This is a genomic window from Gracilibacillus salitolerans (assembly GCF_009650095.1).
In the GTDB taxonomy this organism is placed as follows: Bacteria; Bacillota; Bacilli; order Bacillales; family Amphibacillaceae; genus Gracilibacillus; species Gracilibacillus salitolerans.
This window is the reverse complement of record NZ_CP045915.1, coordinates 412618-435990: the sequence shown is the minus strand read 5'-3', so window position 1 is coordinate 435990 and position 23373 is coordinate 412618. Positions and strand designations below refer to the sequence as shown.

Annotated in this window: 18 protein-coding genes and 1 pseudogene; 3 read left to right on the top strand and 16 right to left on the bottom strand. The window is 36.3% G+C overall.

Going from position 1 to position 23373, the window contains the following annotated elements:
• Positions 1-96 precede the first annotated feature (96 nt).
• The 13 genes and pseudogenes from GI584_RS02270 to GI584_RS02210 all read right to left on the bottom strand — a co-directional run bounded on the left by GI584_RS02270 (position 97) and on the right by GI584_RS02210 (position 17110).
• Complete coding sequence (locus GI584_RS02270) at positions 97-1023, bottom strand: tyrosine-type recombinase/integrase (protein ID WP_228552328.1); 927 nt, start codon at positions 1021-1023, stop codon at positions 97-99.
• Complete coding sequence (locus GI584_RS02265) at positions 1013-1996, bottom strand: tyrosine-type recombinase/integrase (RefSeq protein ID WP_153790105.1); 984 nt, start codon at positions 1994-1996, stop codon at positions 1013-1015. Before GI584_RS02265 ends, GI584_RS02270 begins: the two co-directional genes overlap by 11 nt.
• Positions 1983-2792, bottom strand: a pseudogene (locus GI584_RS23945) (tyrosine-type recombinase/integrase). Before GI584_RS23945 ends, GI584_RS02265 begins: the two are co-directional and overlap by 14 nt.
• A 289-nt stretch (positions 2793-3081) precedes the next feature.
• Complete coding sequence (locus GI584_RS23940) at positions 3082-3222, bottom strand: hypothetical protein (protein WP_228552327.1); 141 nt, start codon at positions 3220-3222, stop codon at positions 3082-3084.
• Between the two features lie 22 nt (positions 3223-3244).
• Positions 3245-3331: an IS66 family insertion sequence element accessory protein TnpA gene (tnpA, locus tag GI584_RS24345; protein WP_407647407.1), complete on the bottom strand. Its 87-nt coding sequence runs from the start codon at positions 3329-3331 to the stop codon at positions 3245-3247.
• A gap of 1445 nt (positions 3332-4776) precedes the next feature.
• Entirely contained in the window at positions 4777-5160 is a 384-nt protein-coding gene (locus GI584_RS02245; protein WP_153790102.1) for a hypothetical protein, read from the bottom strand.
• Positions 5161-5305: 145 nt separating this feature from the next.
• A complete protein-coding gene (locus GI584_RS02240) occupies positions 5306-7585 on the bottom strand; it encodes a helix-turn-helix domain-containing protein (RefSeq protein WP_153790101.1) in 2280 nt (759 codons plus the stop codon).
• Positions 7586-8027: 442 nt separating this feature from the next.
• Complete coding sequence (locus GI584_RS02235) at positions 8028-10457, bottom strand: glycoside hydrolase family 31 protein (protein WP_153790100.1); 2430 nt, start codon at positions 10455-10457, stop codon at positions 8028-8030.
• A gap of 38 nt (positions 10458-10495) precedes the next feature.
• Positions 10496-11914 (bottom strand): family 43 glycosylhydrolase, encoded by a 1419-nt coding sequence (locus GI584_RS02230; RefSeq protein WP_228552326.1) that lies wholly within the window; start codon positions 11912-11914, stop codon positions 10496-10498.
• A 47-nt stretch (positions 11915-11961) separates the two neighbouring features.
• Entirely contained in the window at positions 11962-14214 is a 2253-nt protein-coding gene (locus GI584_RS02225) for a glycoside hydrolase family 95 protein (protein WP_153790099.1), read from the bottom strand.
• Between the two features lie 43 nt (positions 14215-14257).
• A complete protein-coding gene (locus GI584_RS02220) occupies positions 14258-15190 on the bottom strand; it encodes an aldo/keto reductase (protein ID WP_153790098.1) in 933 nt (310 codons plus the stop codon).
• Positions 15191-15206: 16 nt separating this feature from the next.
• Positions 15207-16040, bottom strand: coding sequence for an amidohydrolase family protein (locus GI584_RS02215; protein ID WP_153790097.1), 834 nt, complete (start codon positions 16038-16040; stop codon positions 15207-15209).
• A 56-nt stretch (positions 16041-16096) separates the two neighbouring features.
• Complete coding sequence (locus tag GI584_RS02210; protein ID WP_153790096.1) at positions 16097-17110, bottom strand: zinc-binding alcohol dehydrogenase family protein; 1014 nt, start codon at positions 17108-17110, stop codon at positions 16097-16099.
• A 142-nt stretch (positions 17111-17252) separates the two neighbouring features.
• Here GI584_RS02210 and GI584_RS02205 point away from each other — a divergent pair, with 142 nt between their 5' ends.
• Entirely contained in the window at positions 17253-18134 is an 882-nt protein-coding gene (locus GI584_RS02205; RefSeq protein ID WP_153790095.1) for a helix-turn-helix transcriptional regulator, read from the top strand.
• Positions 18135-18334: 200 nt separating this feature from the next.
• Here the strand turns inward: GI584_RS02205 and GI584_RS02200 are convergent, their stop codons facing one another.
• Genes GI584_RS02200 through GI584_RS02190 form a run of 3 tightly spaced genes read right to left on the bottom strand, consistent with a single transcriptional unit; the run spans position 18335 to position 22239 of the window.
• Positions 18335-19861 carry a response regulator transcription factor gene (locus tag GI584_RS02200; RefSeq protein WP_153790094.1) on the bottom strand — a complete coding sequence of 509 codons (1527 nt, stop codon included), beginning with the start codon at positions 19859-19861 and terminating at the stop codon, positions 18335-18337.
• A 13-nt stretch (positions 19862-19874) separates the two neighbouring features.
• On the bottom strand, positions 19875-21275 hold the full coding sequence (locus tag GI584_RS02195; protein ID WP_153790093.1) for a sensor histidine kinase: 1401 nt from the start codon (positions 21273-21275) through the stop codon (positions 19875-19877).
• Positions 21268-22239 carry a sugar-binding protein gene (locus tag GI584_RS02190; protein ID WP_153790092.1) on the bottom strand — a complete coding sequence of 324 codons (972 nt, stop codon included), beginning with the start codon at positions 22237-22239 and terminating at the stop codon, positions 21268-21270. Before GI584_RS02190 ends, GI584_RS02195 begins: the two co-directional genes overlap by 8 nt.
• 146 nt (positions 22240-22385) lie before the next feature.
• Here GI584_RS02190 and GI584_RS02185 point away from each other — a divergent pair, with 146 nt between their 5' ends.
• Together GI584_RS02185 and GI584_RS02180 are read left to right on the top strand one after the other, a co-directional pair.
• Positions 22386-22712 carry a four-helix bundle copper-binding protein gene (locus GI584_RS02185; RefSeq protein WP_153790091.1) on the top strand — a complete coding sequence of 109 codons (327 nt, stop codon included), beginning with the start codon at positions 22386-22388 and terminating at the stop codon, positions 22710-22712.
• Positions 22713-22737: 25 nt separating this feature from the next.
• The gene (locus GI584_RS02180; protein ID WP_153790090.1) at positions 22738-23193 is read left to right on the top strand and encodes a DUF2188 domain-containing protein; all 456 of its coding nucleotides are present in this window, start codon (positions 22738-22740) and stop codon (positions 23191-23193) included.
• Positions 23194-23373 lie beyond the last annotated feature (180 nt).

The following is a 23373-nucleotide window of genomic DNA, read 5'->3' as shown; positions in this document are numbered from 1 at the left end:
TTCAGAAAATCTGGAATTCTATTTGACCTTTGAGAAGTTTTTCTTTCATCTAAATTTGAAGGGAACCATTTTTTATTCCACTCTTTTACATGTTTGTTAACCGTGTCTTGGGAAATTTCCGCATAAATCTGAGTCGACTGTAGAGATGCATGACCCAAAAAAATTTTTTATTACAACCAGAGGAACACCGGCTTCAAGCATATGGCTAGCAGTTGTATGTCTCATAGAATGAGGTGAATAACTACCAGCAAGAAACATGGACGGTTTTTCTTTTTTAGCAATGGTTATATACTTTTTGAATATTCCTTCTATGCAAGATACTGTCATATGCTCATGCGTTTGACTTGAAAATATATGTCTTTCAGGTTTATCACTGATTTTTCTGTGCTCGATATACTGTTTAAGCGGGGTGGCACAGGCGATAGGAATCCCGATACGGCGGCTCTTTCTGCCTTTCCCCGTAATATTTAATGTAGCGCCTTTTTGATGAAACTGAAGATTTCCGACCGTAAGGTCACATATTTCTTGTGCACGCGCTCCGCTTGCATACATAAGACTAAGCAAGATTTTATCTCTGAGACTAATTTCCCTATTAACATTAGGAAGGGCTAAAAGTATTGTGACTTCCTGACGGGTAAATATCGCCCTTTGCTTATGCTGGCTTTTCTTCATTGGAATCTTATTTACACTATTCCTGAAAACAGAAGCGGCAGCAAAATCCCGGTTTTGTGCATAAGCAGAAAAAGAGTTTATTGCTGACAACCGTTGGTTTTTAGTAGATGCACTGCAACTACGCACGGATTCAATCCATGTAAAAAATTCCGTTAATGTTATATAGTTAAGTTTTTCAAAGGTTATTTTGTCAGCTTCGATTCCTTTTTCCTTGTACATGAATTCGATTAGTAGGCGGAATGCATATTTATAGGATTTAACTGTATTGGGACTTGCGCCTACGGAACACGGAAGATAGATGGTAATAAAAGCGTCAAGGAGCCTTAAAAAATCAGATGTTTTATTCATCATAAGATACCTCCGGGAAAACCTGCAGTGTGTAATCGTCAAACAGTTCCATAGCTTCAGGATATAATTCACTACTGAACTTCAGATAACTCTCCGTTTCTTTAAGGCTGTCATGTCCCAAATATATAGATAAATAGGGAACAGAAGCGTCAATCGATCGCCCTGACTTTTCAGCTGCTGCAAAGGATTTAAAGGCAAATACACGCCTTAGGCAGTGAAGGCATGGTCCACGTTCCCGTTTCGCTCTACCTTTCAACGATATATCGGCATATTTCAGTATGATATTGAGTTTATTACGGGCAGATTTTACAGAAAGTGGTACTTCTTGTATTGCACTGGGGAATAGTAATGCTTCGGCTTTTCCTATCAACCCCATTGCTAAACAGTATCTAATCAAGATTGATGTCAAAGTCTGATGCATAGGTACTAGCCTTTGCTTGTCTCCTTTTGTCTGTTTTAGTAGTAAGATTCCACCATCTAGATCCACATCCTTCATCTTCAAAGCTAGAGTTTCCCCTACGCGCAACCCACAGCCATACATGATTCGGAGCATCATTGGAAACTCAAGCTGGATATAAGGATTTGGTTGGGTTTTTGTAAGGGTAATATTATCGGATAGTGCAAAAATCCTTTTCAATTCCTCGTCAGAAAAAATATACGGGATATAATCATCTGTAACCTTCGGTATTGGCGGCATAAAAACCCTAATTCCAATACTGCTTAAATACCGGAGAAACAGTCGTATAACAATAACCTTATTGGCAACGGAACTGCTTTTTCCTGATAAATTTTTAATCCATTCGGTTATGACACTCTCAGAAATCTCCTTATGTTGAAGATTACAATCTATCAAATAGCTATCGAAGGAGGTAAGATAATGGCAATCATGAGCATAAGCACTTTCACTTAGTACATCTTCTCTCATCGATAAGAAATCGGCAAACTCAATGCGCAAGATGCTTTTAAAGTCCAGCATAACTCCGCCCTCCATTCAGAAATGCTTCGAACACACCGGAAGGTGCTGGTACCGCTATGGCGTATTCACGCAAACGCTCTATATCAACTTTTGCATAATGCTTTATTGCGTTTGGATCAGTATGTCCAAGCACTTTACGTACAACATCATATGGTACTTGATTATTAACCATGGAGCTAGCGATAGATGACCGGAATGTATGTAAACCATGCCTTTTATCAGAAATGTCAATGCCAGCTTTTCAAAAATATTTTGTAGTCGCAAATCGAATAGCCGAAGTGGTTATTCTCTGATAAGGAGCATTCTGACGGAGAAATATACGACATTCATCATTATCTGTCGGTCGTGCATTTTCAATATAATTCATAAGAGCATCTTTTATTTCTGGAATCAGTGGTAATTCTTGCGGTTGTAGGGTCTTTTCCTGAACTATATGAATAGAGTTTCCCTCAAAATCTATTTCATCAAAAGTCAAGCCTGCGATATCTCCAGAGCGCATTCCAAGCCGAGTAGCAAAAAGTAGCATCGCATAATCGCGTATTCCGATTTTACTTGACTGGTCTATAGAGTTTTCAAATCTGAGGATTTCATCTTCCGAGTATGTGGTGGGGACCATAAATGGTCTTGTATAATGGGGGACAATGGTGGAATAATCGTATTCGATCACGTTTTCTTTGTAAAGATACTTAAGGAACATTCGGATAACCGCCCAAGCGTCCTTATTATGAAACATCAAACAGGCTTTACATATTTGTGTGGAATTTATATCTCTTATGTCATTGCATCCCAAAATCATCAAAAAGATCAGAAAATTTCCACAGAATTTTCTTTTTCCTTTAATGGTACTTGCCCGATTCCCATTCTGCTTACAAAATGACAGGTAATCTTCAAGCAAAACCGCATGGTTTGCTGGCAACTTAACAGAAGGTTTCTTCCGTTGAAGTGAGTACTCCCTTCCATCACAATAATCGCTTAATCTTCCTATTACTGTACTAATTGTATTTTGAAAAGAAACACTTATTTTATGAGTTGAAATATAATCCTCAACAAAGGTTTTCCCGATTTCGGAAGAGTACGTAGATATTTCATTCAGTTGCATATATAGTGCAAGGTTTTTTTAATATTCGCCGGTAATTATTTACTGTTTCCTTTCCATAGCATTTTATTTGAAGCTCCTCTAACAATCCATGTGCTAGTTGTTCGATTGACTGATTCTCTTTTTCCATAAGATAAACCTCCTATACAATATTAATTGCGGCACCAAGCAGCCATACTAAGGCCGCTTTCGGTCCATTGGTTCATTCTTGTCTCCCATTCTAACTGTTTATCTGACATGAAAAGCCTCCTTCGAGATTTAATCTATGAAGATTATCTCATCTGGAGGCTGTGATGAATACGTGTGAAGTATTTGACGCTTACATATATATAGGACTATGAACAAATCAAAACAAACGGAAACTAGGCTGTCTTCCCCAGGGACTGAATCCTTTTGAAAAAAGAGAATAGATCCCTCAATTGGGGCAACAAAATCTGAACCAGCTTGTTTGTGAATAGAAAAAACCGCTAAAACAAAATCTTAACGGGTTTAAGAGTGGGGTAAAAAAGAAGATATTCCAAACCTTATTGATACAGCTGTTCATGCAAATGGGTCGTTAATAACTCGGGGCTATCACAATAAATTAAGATGGGTTATGAAAAAGTATTTTTGGAAATGTTTCTGCAAGTTTCCCACTTTGGCTAACCACTCTAAATACTATATCAGCAATTGCTCCACCTAACTTACTGATAAAACAACCATATTTTTATATACTATTTTGCTATTTTGTTTGAACAGCGTTTCTACATACTGCAAGTTCATGTGTAATTTCTTTTTGTTTTTCTTCTGTTAAATCAAATTTCGATATAGCTAATAAACCTATAAAAAATATAGCTGGTACAAAACTCATTAAAATTCTTAAATCAAAGATTGTACCGCACCAAGAGTTTGAGTCACTAGAAGAAGCACGCATATGGGCAGCAAAATTTGTGCAGAGGTACGCCTATGGACACCAACAACACAGTGGGTTAAATTTCGTGACACCACACCAATGCCCTACTGGGGAATATATTGAATTTTGGTGAAGTGAAAGGAAGATAGACCAATCTTTTCTGAAGAGGCCAGCAAGCGAAGCGCAGTAGGTTTTTTTGTAAAGTAAATGCGACAACTTTCTTGACAAACACCGGTAGTAATTATATACCACACAAGGCACATAATAAAATTTCAACTTTATTTTAAAAAACGCACTAACTTTTTTAATAATAAACATTACATTTTAATATCAACATATAAGTTACACTATACTCCTATACGGCAATTACTATGATTATAATTGGGGGCTTTGCACTTGGATTGCCACCTTAAATCCCTTTAAATAAATTTTGCGCATTGCTCGTTATGCTATTTCTCTTCTCAAGATGTCAGAATAACTCAAAGTTAAACTTTGTAAAATTAAAACTATTTTCCATAGAACTTTCAAAAGGAGACAAAAGTATTTCATTATAATTGTAATCATAATACTCTAGAAAACTAGTTAATATAGTAATTGTAATATATGAAGAGAGCTTTTACGTCGTTTCTAACATGTTTCATATTGTATAAACATATGCACTATATCCGTCAGAATCCCATATTCCGTAATCCTTCTTTTCTATAGGTATCGGAATTGGTCCTCCTGGTTGTAAGCATTTATTGTAAAGTGTCGATACAACTTCAATTTCCAAATCATTTTTACCGAAACGCACTAACCCAGTTTTATTCCTGACATCATACTTCTCTTCATCCACCAGAATACATTTTCAAAAGTTTGCCCATATGCATTACCAGATTCACAAGCACATTCAAAAGAGTATCTTTTCTTCCTGCCTAAATGAACAGATGCTGCCACGGTCTTAAGATTATTAATATTTGGTCTACCATATGATTCATTCTCTGGTATCTCTACAAATAATCCGCAACGTTCTACTTCAAAAGGTTTATTATATGTAACCTGATAGCGGATTGCTACTCCGATTCCTGCTAATATTAAACCTTCTTTAAGAGAAATACCACCTCCATTAATTTGTAACAATTCATTAGATGGTATTTCAAAAAAATTTCTATCTTGAATATTTTCTGTCATTAACACGTTTACACCTCCCCTCTATAATTCTAATATCTATAAAATACACTTATTTTCTATTCAAAAGCCTTGCAATGGACAATGTATCTGCTACCGATCTATTAAACAAAGAAAAGTATCTGTCTCCGAACAAACAGATACTTTTCTTTTATTAATTTAGTGTTTTTCGAAATTGATTCGGAGTCATATTGTGAACTCGTTTAAAGGCTCGTCTAAATGAGTGAGCACTGTTGTAACCAACTTGTTCTGCTATATCATTAATCGTTCTTGAAGAATTCGCTAACAAATGCAGCGCTTCTTCCATTCTTATTTTTTCTAAATACTCATACAAGTATTCTCCAGTCTCTTCTTTGAAAATTTGCGATATATACTTCTCCGGACGCGAAAAATGTTCAGAGATCAAATAGATGGTTAACTCAGCACAAGAAAAGTGTTCATGCACATAATCCTTTATAGCGTTTACAATATAGTGATTTGACTCTTTTCGATTGTTATTAACATAATCACAATAAAGGTGTAACACTTCCAATAAACGATCTTTGATTGCACTCATACCTTCCTCAAAAGATAAATTCCTTAATTTTTCCCGTAAAGATTCAGCCGTACGATCATTACGAAAAACATAATGATCTAGTGCTTTATAAAAAGTCCCTCTTAGCTCATATATAAACTGTTCATGCATTTCCGTTGATAAACTTCTTTTCTCAACATTTTCTTCAAAAAGTTCATGAATTATCTTTTCAGACTCTGTTGTATCGCCTTCTTTTAAATTTTTCAAAAGTCGAAATTCATATTCTAGCGGAAAGTGGAATACAGCCGTTTCCTTCATCATGTCATCATACCAATATATTCCTTCTAGTTGATTCGTAAAAACTGCAAAGTCCATGGCTTGTTTCGCTTCATTATACGACCTACTAATATCTGGTATGGTGACAAATGGATGGCCAATACCGATTTTTAATAATACTCGGTAATCATTCTGTAAAAGATTTGTTAATGATGTGAACATTTTTTCAATATTTTCTTTTAAAGATTCCAAATCCTTTTGATCAAGAAAAATATATACAAGCTTATCAGAGTGAATATTGGTTACATAAAATTTATCACATATTTTCATCGATTCCTGTTGAATCACGATACGAATGGCATTTAACTCCTCATAAATTTCACTACTGGACATATCCTCATAACCCTCTACCTTTAGAACAGCAACATAACCACTATTACTAGATAAATTCACGTCGGTTTGCTTAGCAAATTCATGCAAATTACTGTTACTTTCTGAAATTTCACCAGACAATAACTGTTTAAGGAAGGCATCCTTTAAAAGTGGTTTTTGCTCCGTTAATTGCATTTGTAAATCTGTATTAGTAGAGATTAATTTTGAAACATTTCCATGCAAAAAATCATAATCATTTTTAGCTTCCGGGTCCGTGTATTCTTTTAATGTTTTAATGACATTATTGATCGGACGACTGTTCCTATAAGCAAAAAACAAGCAAATAAACAATCCAATAATAAATGTAATACCGATAATGATCCACGTTTTATATTTAATAGGAGCTGCTTCTTGAAGTAATGTTTCATTAGGAATTCCAGCAACATATAACCAATCATTTTTTTCTGATTTCTCCGTAATTAACATGGTGTTGTCATCCAGATATAGTGGACCTTCATCATTAATCACTTTTTCTTTAAGTGGGGCAATATCTTCCTTGTCGATTCCATTTGCTGTAATGAGTTGATGATTTTCATCTAAAATAAATGCCCAGCCTTTAAACTGTTCCTCAACCCCTTCCAATAAATTATTAAGCATGGGATTTTCGATCGGTATAATAATCGAACCATGGTGCACGGACAAATCATTCATTGGTAGCGGTTGAACATATGTGATCACATTTGTAGATGTATCACCTTCCATATAAGGTTCACTTGGAACAATCTGTCTTTCTTTATTTAAGATATTGTCTTCCCATTCTGTCATCGTCATATCTGTATAATAATTATCTGCATAAAAGTGATATGGACGGTAATATACAGACCCTGGCGTTACAATTAGTTCAGGTTCTTTTAAATAAATATAAAAATCTTTTAAAAATTCATTCGTTGCTGCATAAGATGAAATTTTATTATCCAATTGTTTTAGAGTCGATATAGCTTTATTTTTATCAGAAGCATTTATTTTTAAAATGTTATTCAAATCACTATCTACTGACAACTGCAACACAAATCGATCTATTTCATCCAAATTCTGTTCAAGTACTTTTTTACTTTGATCAAGAACTTGTTTGCTATTGATGATAGAGTATTTTTGAGCTGTATCTAGAGAAGTTTGATAAGATATAAAGCCAGCCACCATTGGAATAATTAAAATGACCAAATAAGAAATTAAAAATCTCCTGAAAATTTTGGAGGATTCTATCCGTTTCATGTTGGGACCTCCTTCCAAATATTAAAAACCGTGGGTTATTTTCGATCAATCTTCTGTTACTCACAAGGTGAAATCTTCATGGATCTACTTCCTAAGTTTGTGATTTTTTCATTCTCTATCTAAAAGTTTAATAATAAATGCATGAATAAGTTATGTTAGAAAACGTTATCTTTTTATTATAACGCCATTTGTTAGAGATTTTTATATGAAGTTTATTCCAAGTTTCCACTTTTTGAAAGCGATTACATATTTTGGCTTTAATATTTATTTTGAAGTTTATTTTTACCCTTACAGTGTATGTGCTTGAACAGTAAATAAATCCTTCTTACTCTATCTAAATCAATAAATCTCAATTGCCTCATGTAAAGGCAATTGAAATTTATTTTTTAGCAATAATTCTACAATATTTTTCACTTTAAAAATAACAGCTATAATCGTATAGCTACTTAAATGTAACCATTTTTTGTTCGCCAGTATATTTTATCTTCTTCTGATCGCCTTTTCCAGGTTCCTCTTCCATACCATTAATAACCGTAACGAGTACGTCTATTGACGTTTTCATACCAGAAAAGGAACCTTGTCGCTCTTCTATCGTGAGGCGATTGTTTTGATCATCCCAATGAATCGGTATCGTTGCAAATTCTCCTTTTTCATAATTGTAGTTATCGCCCTCGTCTTCATATAATAGAAAACTTCCGTCTTTTCCTGTATACACTCTTATTTCTAAAGGTTCAATTGATTCTTCTGAGGTATACTGAATATCTGGACCTATAGGAACAATAGACCCCGCCCGAACATAAAGTGGCATTGTTTCCATGTCAGCTTTCGCTTTGATCGTTTGGCCACCATGAAGGCGTTGATTTGTCCAAAAATCATACCATTCGGAACTAGACGGTAAATAGACCGATCGTTTTTTAGGGACACCCTCCATTTCTACAGAACCACTATCATAATACATTGGGTCTGTTACAGGATTAACGAGAAAGGACGGACCAAACATATACTGATCTTTTACGTCATACGTATTTAGATCGTTCCTAAAATCAAAAGCGAGTGGTCGCATCATCGTATAATCCTCATGTGTCACCCAACCAGCGACCGAATAAATATATGGTAACAGGCGATATCGGAGTTTTATATATTTCACAAGCGTATCATAAAATATAGTTCCAGGTTCACCAAATCGCCAAACCTCTCTAGGTGTATCCGTACCATGAGAACGAAACACCGGTAAAAAAGCACCATATTGTAACCATCGAACATAAAGCTCACGGTAACCTAAATCGTCGCATCCGTCCTCGTAATCACCATCCCAGAACCACTGTTCCTTATTCGCTACAAAAAAAGCACCGATATCTAGCGTCCAATAAGGTATGCCCGTTACTGACATATTTAGACCATCCGCTATTTGATTACGTAACGTCTTCCAATTCGCAGCAATATCTCCAGACCAAGTAATCGCACTGTATTTTTGTTGCCCTGCAAAGGAGGATCGAGTTAAATTAACAACACGTTTTCTATCAGTAGTTTGGCGTTGATTTTCATAAAGACCTTTCGAATGAAGCAGTGAATAGGCATTAATATAACCGGGATCCAAATACTGTTTCGCTTCATTGGTATTTATCAATAGTCTCTCTTCCGGTTCGGGTTTTACTTCCCCATTCCAATCCGCTTCAAAAGGCTCTGTACAATCACACCACCAGGCATCCACACCATGTGAAAACAATCCTTCATTCGTTTGCTTCCAATACAAGTTACGTGCCTCTTGATTAAAAGCATCATAGTTTGCTTGGTTACCGAGCAAATAACCGTGTTGTTTCATTTCTATATGATTTGGTCCATCATTACTCATTATTGGCCATATAGAAACCATTAATTTAGCATTTAACTGATGAATTTCCTCCATCATGGCAGTTGGATTTGGAAATCGATCAGGGTCAAAAGATTTCTGTCCCCAGAGATCACCAGTCCATGACCGCCAATCAAGGACAATTAAGTCAAGAGGGATTTGTCGTTCCCTATACTCTTTTATAATGGAGATTAATTCCTCTTGAGATTTATACCGTTCTTTTGATTGTACATAGCCAAAAGACCATTTCGGCAATAGTGGCGCTTTTCCTGTTAGATAACGATAGTTCTTTACAATCTGATCGAATTCAGGTCCATACATAAAGTAATAGTCCATTTCGCTATCTACATCTGTCCAAAGATAGGAACCATGTAAATCATCACGAAACTTCATCATCGAATAACTATCTACTACGATGCCATACCCTTTCGTAGACACGAGTACAGGTACAACCGCTTTCATATTTTGCTGATAAAGATATTGATGGGTTCCCCTCAAGTTAAGTACACCTTCTTCATGTGAACCTAAACCATAAAGTGCTTCATCATCTGACCATTCAAATTCAAGCTTCGTATGATAAGCGATTCGATCTACCACACGTTTTGCTGGCGCTGCTTTAGCACGGGCACCGTCTACATTATGTGTATGTTCTATCTCTGTATTGTTATCATAAACAGGCTTTATTACTTCTGTAGGGACTAGTGTTTTGCCACCTTGTTTCGGTTCTTTCGTTAATATATTTCCTGAAGCATCCATATAAGTAAAAGCAGCTGTATGTTTTTTAATTTGAATCCGCACCTTACTAGTTGAAAAAAATATCGTATCCTCATTTTCATCAACTGAGAAATGAATAGATTGTTGGGTATTCGGCTCAACAAAAAGACTTTCTTTTTTGCCGAATTGTTTTTCTAATGTATATCGAATGCGAATGATAGATTCGGTATAAGGAATAATTTTCATTACACCTTTTCTGCATTCAATCAGCAAGTGATCATTCTCTGTTTGATATTTTAGAACTTCCATATAAACCTACCTTTCACCAATTTTCAACCAGTAAATGTTTATTCTAGAATAAAAGAAGCTAGGTTAGCCTTTCCATTTCCAGTATAAGTAATATATATTGCTTGACGACCATCTGGAATAGCTATATCAGCAGAATATTCAGTCCATACATTTGTAAACTTGACTGGAATCTTGGCCAGAGCTTTCCCATCCCAAGATGTTTTCACTTCAAATGCACCATCGCAATAACCTCTTACTTTAATTGTGATCTTTTGAATCCCTTGGCAATCGAAATATTTAAATCCAGCTGTTGCTGATTCCGTCATATTGGCGATATACCCTATTTCTTCATCACCATCTTTTCCATCCTGGGTAATTTTCGGAAATTGCGTGTCCATCCATAAGTCACCAGTGTACATTGCCTCGTCATCACAAAAAAGGTTACAAGCAAGATAGGCCGGATACTCCCCTCTCCCATCAAGTGGCTTATCATTAGCACCAGATGATGTCATCTCTACCTGAGGGATCGTACCATCTGCTAGAATTTCAATTGGTTCGATACATCCTTGACGACTGAAATTGGATCCATTCGTATGACGATGATAAAAAATATACCACTGGTCACGGATTTCAACGATGCTACCATGATTATTACCACCATAATACATCGGCTTGTTCGCTGGTTTATATGAATCAATATGAAGGTCATTATTACTCACAATAACTCCACCATATACAAAATCTTTTGTCGGGTGTTTGCTAGTGGCGTAACACAGCTCATGCATAACAATAGAAGAATAGATGAGATAATAAGTGTCTCCTATTTTCCTTATTGAAGGCGCCTCAAAAAATTCATGACCTTCAAAACTACTGCCTTTACTAAATGGTTCACTTGGTGTAATGGTTACCGTCTCTTCGATAATCGTAAGCATATCTTCTCCCAACACTGTCGCCATCGTACCACTTCTTGATTGATCACCAATGGCACAAAAACCAGTGTATAGGTATGTTTTAGTTCCTTCCGTCAAAACACCTGGATCAAATTGCGGCTCATCCCCTACTCTTTCTCCTAAACGACCGCCATCTTTATCCTGTACATAACCGTAAAATTCGTATTTGCCAGCAGGTGTATCACTTACGGCCACAGATACTACCGATACTTTATCCAGTACATAGTACAAATAATAGCGGCCATCAGGACCGACGGAAACATCTGGTGCATAAAGACACATATTTGCTTCCTTATTCAACGGATCGTCAGTTTTTTTGTAAATTACTCCTTCATAACGCCAGGCAGCTAAATCATTTATTGGTGCAGACCAGCATACATAATCATTTAAGCAATATGCGTGCCCATTAAAACGATCATGGGAGCCATAAATGTATACTCTATCATTGAAAACATATGGTTCTGCATCTGGTATATACTCCCACGATGGTAGATAAGGGTTTACGGCTTGATTTTTCAATGTGTTCATTTTAATTCCTCATTTCTATTTTATTTTTTTAATAACTCGTTCACTTATTATGATTCATGGTTGAATACTAAAGGATACGTGTGACCAGCCGTCGTTTCAAACTCTTTTCTTTCATTATTAAATAAGACTGCACATTTTTCTCCATTTAAGGAATGAATAACACCTTCAGTTAATTCACCCTTCTCCCAAGATAAATCTACTTCAAACCCGCCTCTTGCTTTTAATCCCTTTACTTGACCAGAAGACCATTCATTCGGCAATGCCGGAAGTAGATGTAACTCACCGGTATGACTTTGAAGCAACAGTTCTGCAATACCTACTGTACCGCCGAAATTTCCATCGATTTGAAACGGTGGATGGTTATCAAATAAGTTTGGCAGAGTAGAAGACTTAAGCAATTGAAGAATATGCTGATAAGCTAGTTCTCCTTCTTCTAAACGAGCCCACATATTGATAATCCAGGCACGGCTCCAACCAGTATGGCCACCACCAGATTGCAGCCTTCTTTCTAGTGTTACTTTTGCTGCTCCTGCTAGTTCCGGTGTAGTGCTTGGTGATATTTGTTTTCCAGGATACAATGCAAACAAGTGGGAAATATGACGGTGACCTGGCTCTTCTTCATCATAATCTTCTAACCATTCTTGAAGTTGACCATGTCTGCCAATTTTCGGTTTTGGTAATTTCTCTCTTAACTTAAGCAATTGTTGGCGAAACGCTTGATCCACGTCTAAAATTTCACTAGCATCTATTAAGCTAGTAAAGAGAGCAAATATAATTTGGCTATCCATTGACGGGCCTTCACATAATGTTCCTTTTTCACCATTTGGTAATATATACGTATTCTCAGGTGATACAGAAGGAGTAGTTATTAACAGTCCCTCTTCATTTTCAACTAAAAAGTCAACAAAAAATAAAGCTGCTTCTTTTAATGTATCATATGAGTTTTTCAAAAATTTCTCATTACGCGTAAATTCAAAATGCTCCCACAAATGTAAACAAAGCCATGCCGCACCCATTGGCCAAATCGTCGCTGGCATATAGATGTCTTGTGGTGCAGTATCTCCCCATATATCAGTGTTATGATGAGCGGTGAACCCTCGGCATCCGTACATGCTTTTAGCCGTTTTTTTGCCATTTTTCTTTATTTTTTCAATATGTTCAAATAGCGGATCATGGCATTCAGATAAATTACAGATCTCTGCTGGCCAATAATTCATCTGTGCATTGATATTAATTGTAAATTTACTGTCCCAAGGCGGCAGCATTTTCTCATTCCAAATTCCCTGTAATGTTGCTGGTAACGAATTAGGTCGACTAGAAGAAATGAGTAAATAACGTCCAAACTGGAAGTACGTACTAATTAATGATAGATCCTCTTTACCTTCTTTCACTAATTCTAAACGTTGATCTGTCGCCAAATCCGCATTCTCTTCGTTATCGTCACCTAAATTTAATATAACTCTATTAAATAATTTCTGATAATCTTCTATATGATGTTGCAGCAACTCTTGGTAGGTTTTTGCTGAGACTTTCTCAATTGTTTTCAAACATTGCTGCTCAGGGTCCTCATAACGGTATGATGTTGCAGCGGAGAGAATCAAAGTTACCGCATCCGCATTTTCAACAATTAAATGATTTCCAAGCGTCTTGACTGAACCATTTTCTGCGGTTGCCTTTATTGCACTGCGGAATACAATGCCATCCTTACCACCCGTTTCTCCTCTCATGATCAACGAATGATTGGATATTGCTTCAAGCTCATCGTAGTTTCTTGCGTTTCCTCGATCGAGCAGCGTTCGAAAGGAGATGGAGTTTGATTCAGAGGCTGTAAAACGAATCACCATCACCTGGTCTGGATAGCTCGTAAATGTTTCCCGGTTAAACGTCACATCACCTATCGTATATTGCACTTTCGTAACGGCATGATCCAAATCTAACTCTCTAGAATAATTTGATGTCTCTGTTTCCTTATGTTCCATATTTATTAACAGGTCACCCAGTGGTTCATAATGACGTTGTGTTTCTGGTGTTCCTGTAAAGGTCAGCGCTGCCAAATTCTCTGCTTTTTTTAATCTTCCATCAGCTAATAACTTTCTAATTTGCGGTAAGTGCTCGAGTGCATCAGGATTGTTTCGATCTCTTGGTCCACCGTACCAAACAGAATCCTCATTTAATTGCACTCGTTCTTGATGAATGCCACCAAAAATCATTCCACCTAATCGCCCATTGCCTACGGGTAAAGCTTCGTTCCATTCTTTTGCTGGTTGTTTATACCAGATACTTTTGTTTATATGTTGCATAAGTGCACTCCTTTCTAAATATGAAGTGGATTTTAAAGATAAATTAGTGATTCCATTCTGCATTCCCACTTTGCCAAGTCCAGTTATGTATGGGTTGAAGTATATCTAGAACTCGCGCTAAAAGATCCTCATTTATCGGTTCTTCAGTCCACTTAATATTTTTTGTTATGTTTTTTACACTTGCCGTGCTGACTAATGTAGTGGGAATCAATTCATTTCGAGTTGCATACTGAATCGCCAATTTAGCAAGGTCTTCACCTTGTGTTTCACAAAATTTGGCTGCTTGCATACACAGTTGCTGTATTTCTTTATCAGCTGGATGCCAACTAGCAACGTCACGGGAATTTAACAAGCCCATAGACAATGGCGAAGCATTTACTAACCCTACCTGTCTTTCTTCTAATAAAGGAAGTAACGATAGAAGTGATGTATCATTTAGAGAGTAATGACAATAGGAAAGGATAACATCTAAATCTACCTTCTTTAGTACTTTTTCAAAAATAAGAAGCGGCAGACCAGATACACCCAGGAAACGAATTTTTCCTTGCTTTTTTAATTCTTCTAAAGCAGGAATACCTTCCTCTATTACTTGGTCATAGGAACCAAATTCAATATCATGTAAATATAAGATATCTACATAATCCGTTCCTAGCCTTTGTAAACTCTCATCTAAACTTTTAGCTATTGTTTTCTTAGAGAAATCAAAATCATCCACACCAAATCTGCCAGCTTTTGTAGAAAGAATATATTGGTCACGAGAAATATTAGCTAATGCCTTGCCTAAAACCGTTTCTGCTTTTGTTAAACCATAATAAGGTGAAACGTCAATTAAATTTATACCTTGATCAATGGCTGCATGCACAGTGTTAATTCCTTCCGTTTCATTAATTTCCCTAAAAACAGATCCTAATGATGAGGCTCCATAACTAAGTACGGAAACATCTAATCCGGTTTGTCCTAGTTTCCTATATTTCAACATGATTCCTCCTCTTTTAACTATTTAATTTGTAAAAGTCAATTGCGTTTTGACCAAAAATCAATTCCTTATCTAAAGTGGTAATATCATTTGGTAGTGCATCATTTAATAAATGGTAGACCTGATCATAGCTAGCAGCTAATAAACAAACAGGCCAATCACTACCATACATAATGCGATGAATTCCAAATGTATCTACAATATGATGGACATAAGGTATCATATTTTTAGTTTTCCAATTATCATGATTTGCTTCGGTAACCATTCCAGATAGTTTACAATAGATATTCGGGTAACTGGAAATTTCATCCATTTGTGTTTTCCAGGGTTCTAACGTCCCCTTTTCAATATCTGGTTTAGCAATATGATCGATTACTCCTCTTATCTTCACGCGCTTTAATAATTCACATACGGCTGGAAGTTGACTAGAAGTAACTAAAAGATCTACCGGGAGATCTATCTCTTCAAAATATGAGAATGCACCCAAGTATTTTTCACTTAAAATGATATTCTCATCAGGCATATCTTGAATCATAATACGAATCCCAACAAACTTAGGATGTTTTCGAAAAGTCTCTAGTTGCTCCTTATATAAGGGATCATCGATATCAATCCAGCCTACCACACCAATTACCGATGTTACATGGTCACTTAGTGAGAGAATGAATTCAGTTTCCTCAATAGTCGGAGCGGCTTGCACAACAATTGTTTTGTCTATCCCTAACTTCTTCAAGTGTTCAATTAAATCCCCTTCGAGAAAATCACGATATAGTATAGGAAGATCTGGAGTAATCCAATCATAATCATCTCTGTTTATCTTCCAATAATGCTGATGTGCATCAATTCGCATCTCTTCACCACCTTACCACTTTTTTTAATATAGATTTCAAAATGCTTAATTGATGATTATATCTCAATCATCGCTTTCACTATACCATTCTCGGGTTTTAACCAATTTTCGAATTCATTTGGAAGATTATCGAATGTTGATCGGTGTGTAATAAAACTCTTTTCATCAATGAAACCATTTTCAATAGAGTTTATCACAAAATCAAAATCTTCTTTAGTAGCATTTCTACTCGCCATTAATGTTAGTTCTTTAGAATGAAATAGCGGATCAGAAAAAGTAATATCCGATTTAACTAACCCTACATATACTAATTTCCCTCCATTGGCTGGATATTGGAAAGCATCCATCATGGATTTGCTGTTTCCAGTTGCATCATAAACAATGCTTGGCATATCTCCATTCGTAATGTTCATAAGTTGCTCAACTGGTCCGTTTAATACATTGATAGAATAGTCTACATTTACCCACTGTTCAGAAAATGCTAATCGTTCGTCGTTCATATCCATCGCAATTACTTTAGCACCTTTTTGCTTAGCAGCCTGCATAACTCCTAATCCAATCGGCCCCGCACCAATCACAAGGGCAAAGTCACTTTTTTGCAAATCAGACCGTCTCACGGCATGGGCCCCAATACTTAATGGCTCTAAGATGGCACTTTGATCCAACGTTAATGCATTTGTTTTAATTAGATGATCATATGGAACAGAGATTTGTTCAGTCATCCCCCCATCAAAGTGGACCCCCATAACTTGCATATTTGTACAACAATTTGTTAATCCTTTTTTACAGGCAATACATTCACCACATTCCATATAAGGAATAACGGAAACTTGATCACCTTGCTCTAAGCCATAAGGATTTTTTCCTACTGATTCAATAACCCCTGCAAGCTCATGTCCTAATATTCGGGGATACTCAAAAAATGGTTGATTTCCTGTAAACGCATGCAAATCTGTCCCACATACCCCTATTCGTTTTACGTTAACAAGAGCAGTTCCCTTTTCTAGTTGAGGTCTCTCCTGATTAATCGGCTTAAATACTCTAGGTTCTTCACAAACTATAGCCCTCAATTATATATGCCTCCTATGAGTTTTCATTATGCAATATATATACTGTATAAATATAGATTAACAAAAATAAATTGAAATAAAAATTGCATTTATTGCTTTATTTATACTGTTTTTTGATATAAAGTAAAGATAGGTGATATTTATGAAAGCTATTAAAAAAAATGCTAATTCCTTATTTCCATTTTCTTTTGTTTATAAAGGCAGTAAGGAACCTCAAAATGAATTACCAACCCATATGCATGATTTTCATGAGATTATTTATGTTCATAAAGGTACAGGTACGTTTTTTATTAATAACACGCTTTATGATATGAACCAAGGGGATGTATTCTTGGTCCCCAACGACACTATTCACCATGCTGTACCCAATCAGGATGATTTAGTTACTTCATCTGTCGTTTTTTTTAGTCCTGCATTAATTCAAACCATACCGATTGATGAAAACTTTTCCTATACATTTATTGTTGAAAAAATTAAGAAGCACAAACACTATAAAATATCTCTTTCAGAAACCAAACAAGTGACTTTTGAACAATTTCTCAATGATATAGAAAAGGAATTACGAGAAAAACAAATGGGCTCTATTCATGCCGCTATCTTAATTACCCATCAAATATTACTTTATTTATCTCGCTTAAGTATAGAGCAAATAGATCAAACATTTAGGGAAGAAAACCTTAACCGCTTTTGGATGAACGAAATATTCGCGTATATTGACCGTAACCTCCAAGGTAACATATCCCTTAGCCTATTAGCTGAGAAAGCACACGTTAGTCCAGCTCATTTCAGTAGAGTCTTCAAAGAAGTAACTGGCATTGGGCTTATTGTGTATTTGAACAAAAAAAGAACCTATAAAGCTAAAGATCTATTGCGGAAAACGGACTATCCAGTTGCTCATATTGCCGAGCTAAGTGGATTTGATAGTACACCACATTTTTATCGCACGTTCAAAAAATTTATTGGAACTACTCCTTCAGATTATCGAAAAAACAAAAAAAACATGTTTAAATCGACAGGTGATTAGGATAGGTTTCATCTTTTTAAAAGACTGCAGTTATATGGGGTTTCATGCGAGGAATAACACAAAAAGAGAAAGAGCCTAAACCGATTGATAGAACAAGGATTCAGGTTCTTTACATAGGATGATTCTGATTGGCCTAGAACTAACGACTTCCACCCTGTCAAGATTATATTATCAGAAAAAAAGCGATCCTCTAACCGCTGTTAAAAATACTGCTTGCGATATTCACTTGGGCTTAGTCCCGTCTCTTTCTTAAATACTCGACTGAAATAATTAGGGTCTTTATATCCGATTGTTAAAGCAATTTCTTTCAATGATATTCGATCATCTAATAATAAGTCTTTCGCTTTGGTTAACCTTGTATGTGTTACATATTCAACAAAAGTAATTTGGAAATGCTCTTTAAACAGCTTACTCAAATAGTATGAGCTTAGTCCGACTTCCTCCGCTATCTCTTCCAGTGTTATATTTCTCTGGTAATGGGCTTCAATATAATCCTTTGCTTGAAGCAACAGTCCGCGGACCCCAGTTGAACGCCATTCACGTATCTGCATAATAACTCTTTGCAAGTGGGCTTTGGATGCTTCCTTTATCTGTGTCGCTGTTTCGAACTGGTCAAAGCTCATTTGGATATTCCGATCAAGACCGAGCTCTTTTGTCATTCTCGTTAAGACAATAAAAAAGTTTTCGATTGTTTTTTGGATGATTTGCACTTGATAATTAGTATCTTGTTGCACCGATTGAAAATACCGGTCGAATACATAAGTACCTTGCTGACTATCTCCTTTTTTAATCGCTTCGAGTAATTCTTTCTCTTCTTCAAAATAAATCCGTTCATTTCTTTTTTCAGCTAGCTGTTTATTGAAGACTTGATATTTAGCAGCAGGATGGCTTTGCACTTGTTCTAAGGCATATAGTGCTTCCTGATAGGAACGAGAAAAGTCCTGTAAATCAGCAATAACTGTTCCTACCCCAACGCAGAGCTGGCAATCACGTAAATCACGCTGAATATCCTGAATAACATCTCGGGCAAACTGATCAAGGGTAAGCTTGTCATATTTGACCAAAACCGGAACTTGATAACCTGTCAGTGGTCCTGCAAAAGTTTGGTAAGGAAGTCTTGATAATCCGTCTTTTAGCGTGCGATACCAGTTACTTTTTTGTTCACGATCAGGTCTGTGTGACTCTGATTGAAAAGAAAATACAGCTACGAAGCCTTTCGTATTTTCAACATCCAGCCATTTCGTCCAATCTTCTGTACTAAACTCATGCACATGATCCATCATCAGTGTTAAAATAAATTCCATTTCTACTAATGAACTTGCTTGTTCTAACCGTTTGTTTACATCATTTTTTTCAGATAGTTCCGCAACCATGCGATCATAAGCTTCCAGTACCTCCGACACCTTGCTTGGCTTCAATAGATATTCTTTTATCCCAAATTTCATGGCTCGTTTCGCATATTGAAAGGTATCGAATGCGGATACCATGACACATTTTGTTTCTGGTAATCTAGGAAGAATCTTTTCAATGGCAACTAAACCATCAAATTCCGGCATTTTAATGTCCATAAAAATAATGTCAGGTTGATGAATCGTTGCAAATTCAACTGCTTCTTTACCATTCTTCGCTTCTGCTACGATTTCAGCATTAGACCTGTTTCGCTCAAGAATCATCCGGATTCCTTCCCGTTCAATCGCTTCATCATCTACAAGCATAACTCTTACCATTTTATCACTCCTTTCATAGCTGAATAATTACTTTCGTTCCTTTACCAACCTCTGATTGAATCGATACGTCACTTTCTTTATCAAATAACTTCAGTCGATCGATTACATTTCGCATGCCAATACCTGTGGAATGACCTTTTCTATTCGTTTCAGTATTCTCATACGCTTTTAGTAAGCGATCAATCGTTTCCTGATCCATCCCTACTCCGTTATCGGTTATTTCAATCCATACTTTTTCTTCTTTTTGATAAATGGCAAGTGTAATTTCTGCACCGTCTGCCATTTCCTCAATTCCGTGCATAAAGGCATTTTCAATGATAGGTTGTAAGGTCAGACAAGGTATTGGTGTTTGTAAACATTCCTCCTCGATATCTTGATGGAATGTTACCCGATCACCGAATCTCGTTTTTTGAATAAAAAAGTATTCCTTGACGATTTCTACTTCATCTTTTAAATAAGTTTCCCTGTCAAGACTGCCAATATTATAACGAAGCAATGCCGAAACAGAAGAGATTAAATCACTGGTTCGTTCTGCTCCCTCAATATACGATGTTTTGGAAATCGTATTTAATGTGTTAAATAGAAAATGAGGATTAATTTGATTTTGCAAGCTCTTCAATTCCATTTCCTTTAACAATTGAGACATCCGGGCTTTTTCTTTCATTTCCCGAATCGCCTCGACGATATTCCATTTCATTTGATTAAACGTTTCTGTTAAAATTTTTAGTTCATCCTTTTGTGGCACAACGACATCTTCTACTGTATAATTTCCCTGCGAAATTTCCTTGGCAGCACCAGTTAGGCGTTCAATCGCCCTTGTAATGCCATTAGAGAACCATAAGGCAAACAAAATACTAAGGATGATCACAGAAATAAAAATAGCAGTTCCCATATTTTTCGAATATTGGACCCGTTGGTCTTCCAGTTCTATTAAATTCTGATAAACGGTAAGCTCTGAATTAATTAACTCTAATGTTTTCTCATGAATATAAGTTGCACTATTATCTGCTTCATTCAAATAATAGGAATATTGCTCAATATCATCCCGTGCTACACCTTCTGCAGTTAAATCGGTTAGTTCGAGAAAGCTTGTTAATAAATGGACATAGTTTTTCTTGTCTATACTATCTTCTGCAGCTATCTCAAACCGCCCTTGTAATTCACTTAATTGTTGCTTGTCCTCCTGATAGTATTGGAGGTTTTCATCTGTTGGTTCATGCACATAAATTTGAAGTGATTGATAAGTCTGATCTGTAATATTTGTTATTTCATTTAATAAAAAATAATGATCAGAACGTTCATCATGTAATTCGACAATTCTTTGCGCGCTTTGTTCACGAATGAAAAATAAAATAATCACTAATAACAGAATAGCAGCGAAGTATATGAGTAGTTTTGTTCTAATCCTAATCATAAATATCCTCTTTTCTGACTACAGATGCATTGGTGTGGTAAACATCCTTTACTTCTTGATTATTCATCAAGTCCAACATTAACTCCACACTGCGATTTCCCATTTCATATGGTTTTTGCCCAATTAATACATCCACTTTTTCCTGTTCCAAAAGTGCAATATTCGCTGGCAATACATCGAAGGCAATCATATATAGGGATTCTTCAACTCCCAACGATTCAGCAGCAGCAACCATACCAATCCCATCTAATGCACTCGTTCCATATAAAGCTGTAATATCGGGATAGTCACGTAACATATTGTGTGCCTTCTCTTCCGCAATCACTCTCGTAATATTCGACTCTTCAATCGCTACAATATCAATTCCTGGCTCTTGTTCGACAACATCTCTAAACCCTTCGACACGCAACTGATGATGAGCGTTTTCAAAACTCCCTGTGATGATCCCGACAGTAGCTTCACCACCAGTATCTTCTACCAACGCCTTGCCAGCTAGTTTTCCAGCTTCATAATTATCCGTTCCGATATAAGTTGACCGTTTACTTTCAGGCGCATCGGTATCAATCGTTATAACCGGAATGCCCTGCTCTACCGCTTGATTAATTACTGGTAAAAATTCATCATTCAACGCTTGTACAATAATGCCGTCCACTTTGGATTTCATCGCAATATCGAGAAGTTTCAATTGTTCTTCTGGATTTGAACGCCTCGGCCCCTCATACTCGATAAACACATCATATTTTTCCTCCATATCTTTTGCCCCTTCACCAACTAATCGCCAGTAATCATGATCCATTTCTTCTCCAATCAGAGCAAAATGATAGGTCGGTACTTGTTCTTTCGAAGTCGCATCCGTAATTTTGGATTGAAATGCCTTAGACTGTATATAAAAATATATTGAAAAGCTCACAGCTATAACAAAGCATGAAATAAGTATGATATTCATTAACTTACTATTTCTCATGTCATCCTCCTGTTTATCAATGATAGATACGAATTATGATAGCATATCGATTTTGAAACGAAAACTAACTGCACCTAAGTTTATTCGTCCTAAATATGGGAATCGTACATTATGTAAGCACAATACTATGATTGGAGGTTAAAATCATGATTGATCAAAAGTACCAAAAACTATTAGATCATTTACACATTTGCATGACGAAATGCAATCATTGTTTTGATGCATGCTTAAAAGATGAAAATGTCGACATGATGGCCGAATGTATTCGACTTGACCGTGAATGTGCTGAAATTTGTAGTTATTTAAAGGCAGCTATCACAAGAAATTCACCATTTATCAAGCAATTAGCTACCGTTTGCGCAGAAATTTGTCAAACATGCGGGGAAGAATGTAACCAGCATCATCATGATCATTGCCAAAGATGTGCAGATGCATGTTTCCAATGTGCAAAAGCTTGTAGAGAAGTATCCTAACATACCTTCAGAGAGGAGTGACACCATGACTTGGGATACAAATGATTATCCAAGTTCATTGAAAAACTTAGAAACTCCCATAAGAAAAAAAGCAATTGATATCGCCAACGCAATGATCGATGAAGGATATAAGGAAGGACAGGCTATTCCGATTGCAACCGAACAGGCAAAGGAATGGTATGAAAACGCATCTGATAATGAGATTCAACAAACCAAACAAATGAGTGACGAAGATCTACGTAGTCGCGATGAGGATGCACAGAATAGTAGACCCGAGTTATTGGAAAAAGGCGAGCACGTCATTCCACATGAAAATGGCTGGGCTGTAAAAGTACAAGACGCCAAACAAGCTTCTTATGTTTTCGACAATAAACATGAAGCTATTGATAGAGCAAAAGAAATTGCCGCTAATAAAGGAACCGCTGCTATAATCCATAAAAAGGACGGTTCCATTCAAGAAAAAGTAACTTTCTCAGAATAATAGTTTAATCATTTTAGCATCGGGTATCACATTAGTACAACTTAGAGAAAGGAGTGGATAATTCATGGCCAACAACCAAGGGAAAAGCGGTGAAGAAAGAACAACGAAAACAAACAAAGAATATGGCCGCCAAGGAAAATATACAAAAGGCAATCAGAAAAACAGCGAAAATGATGATAA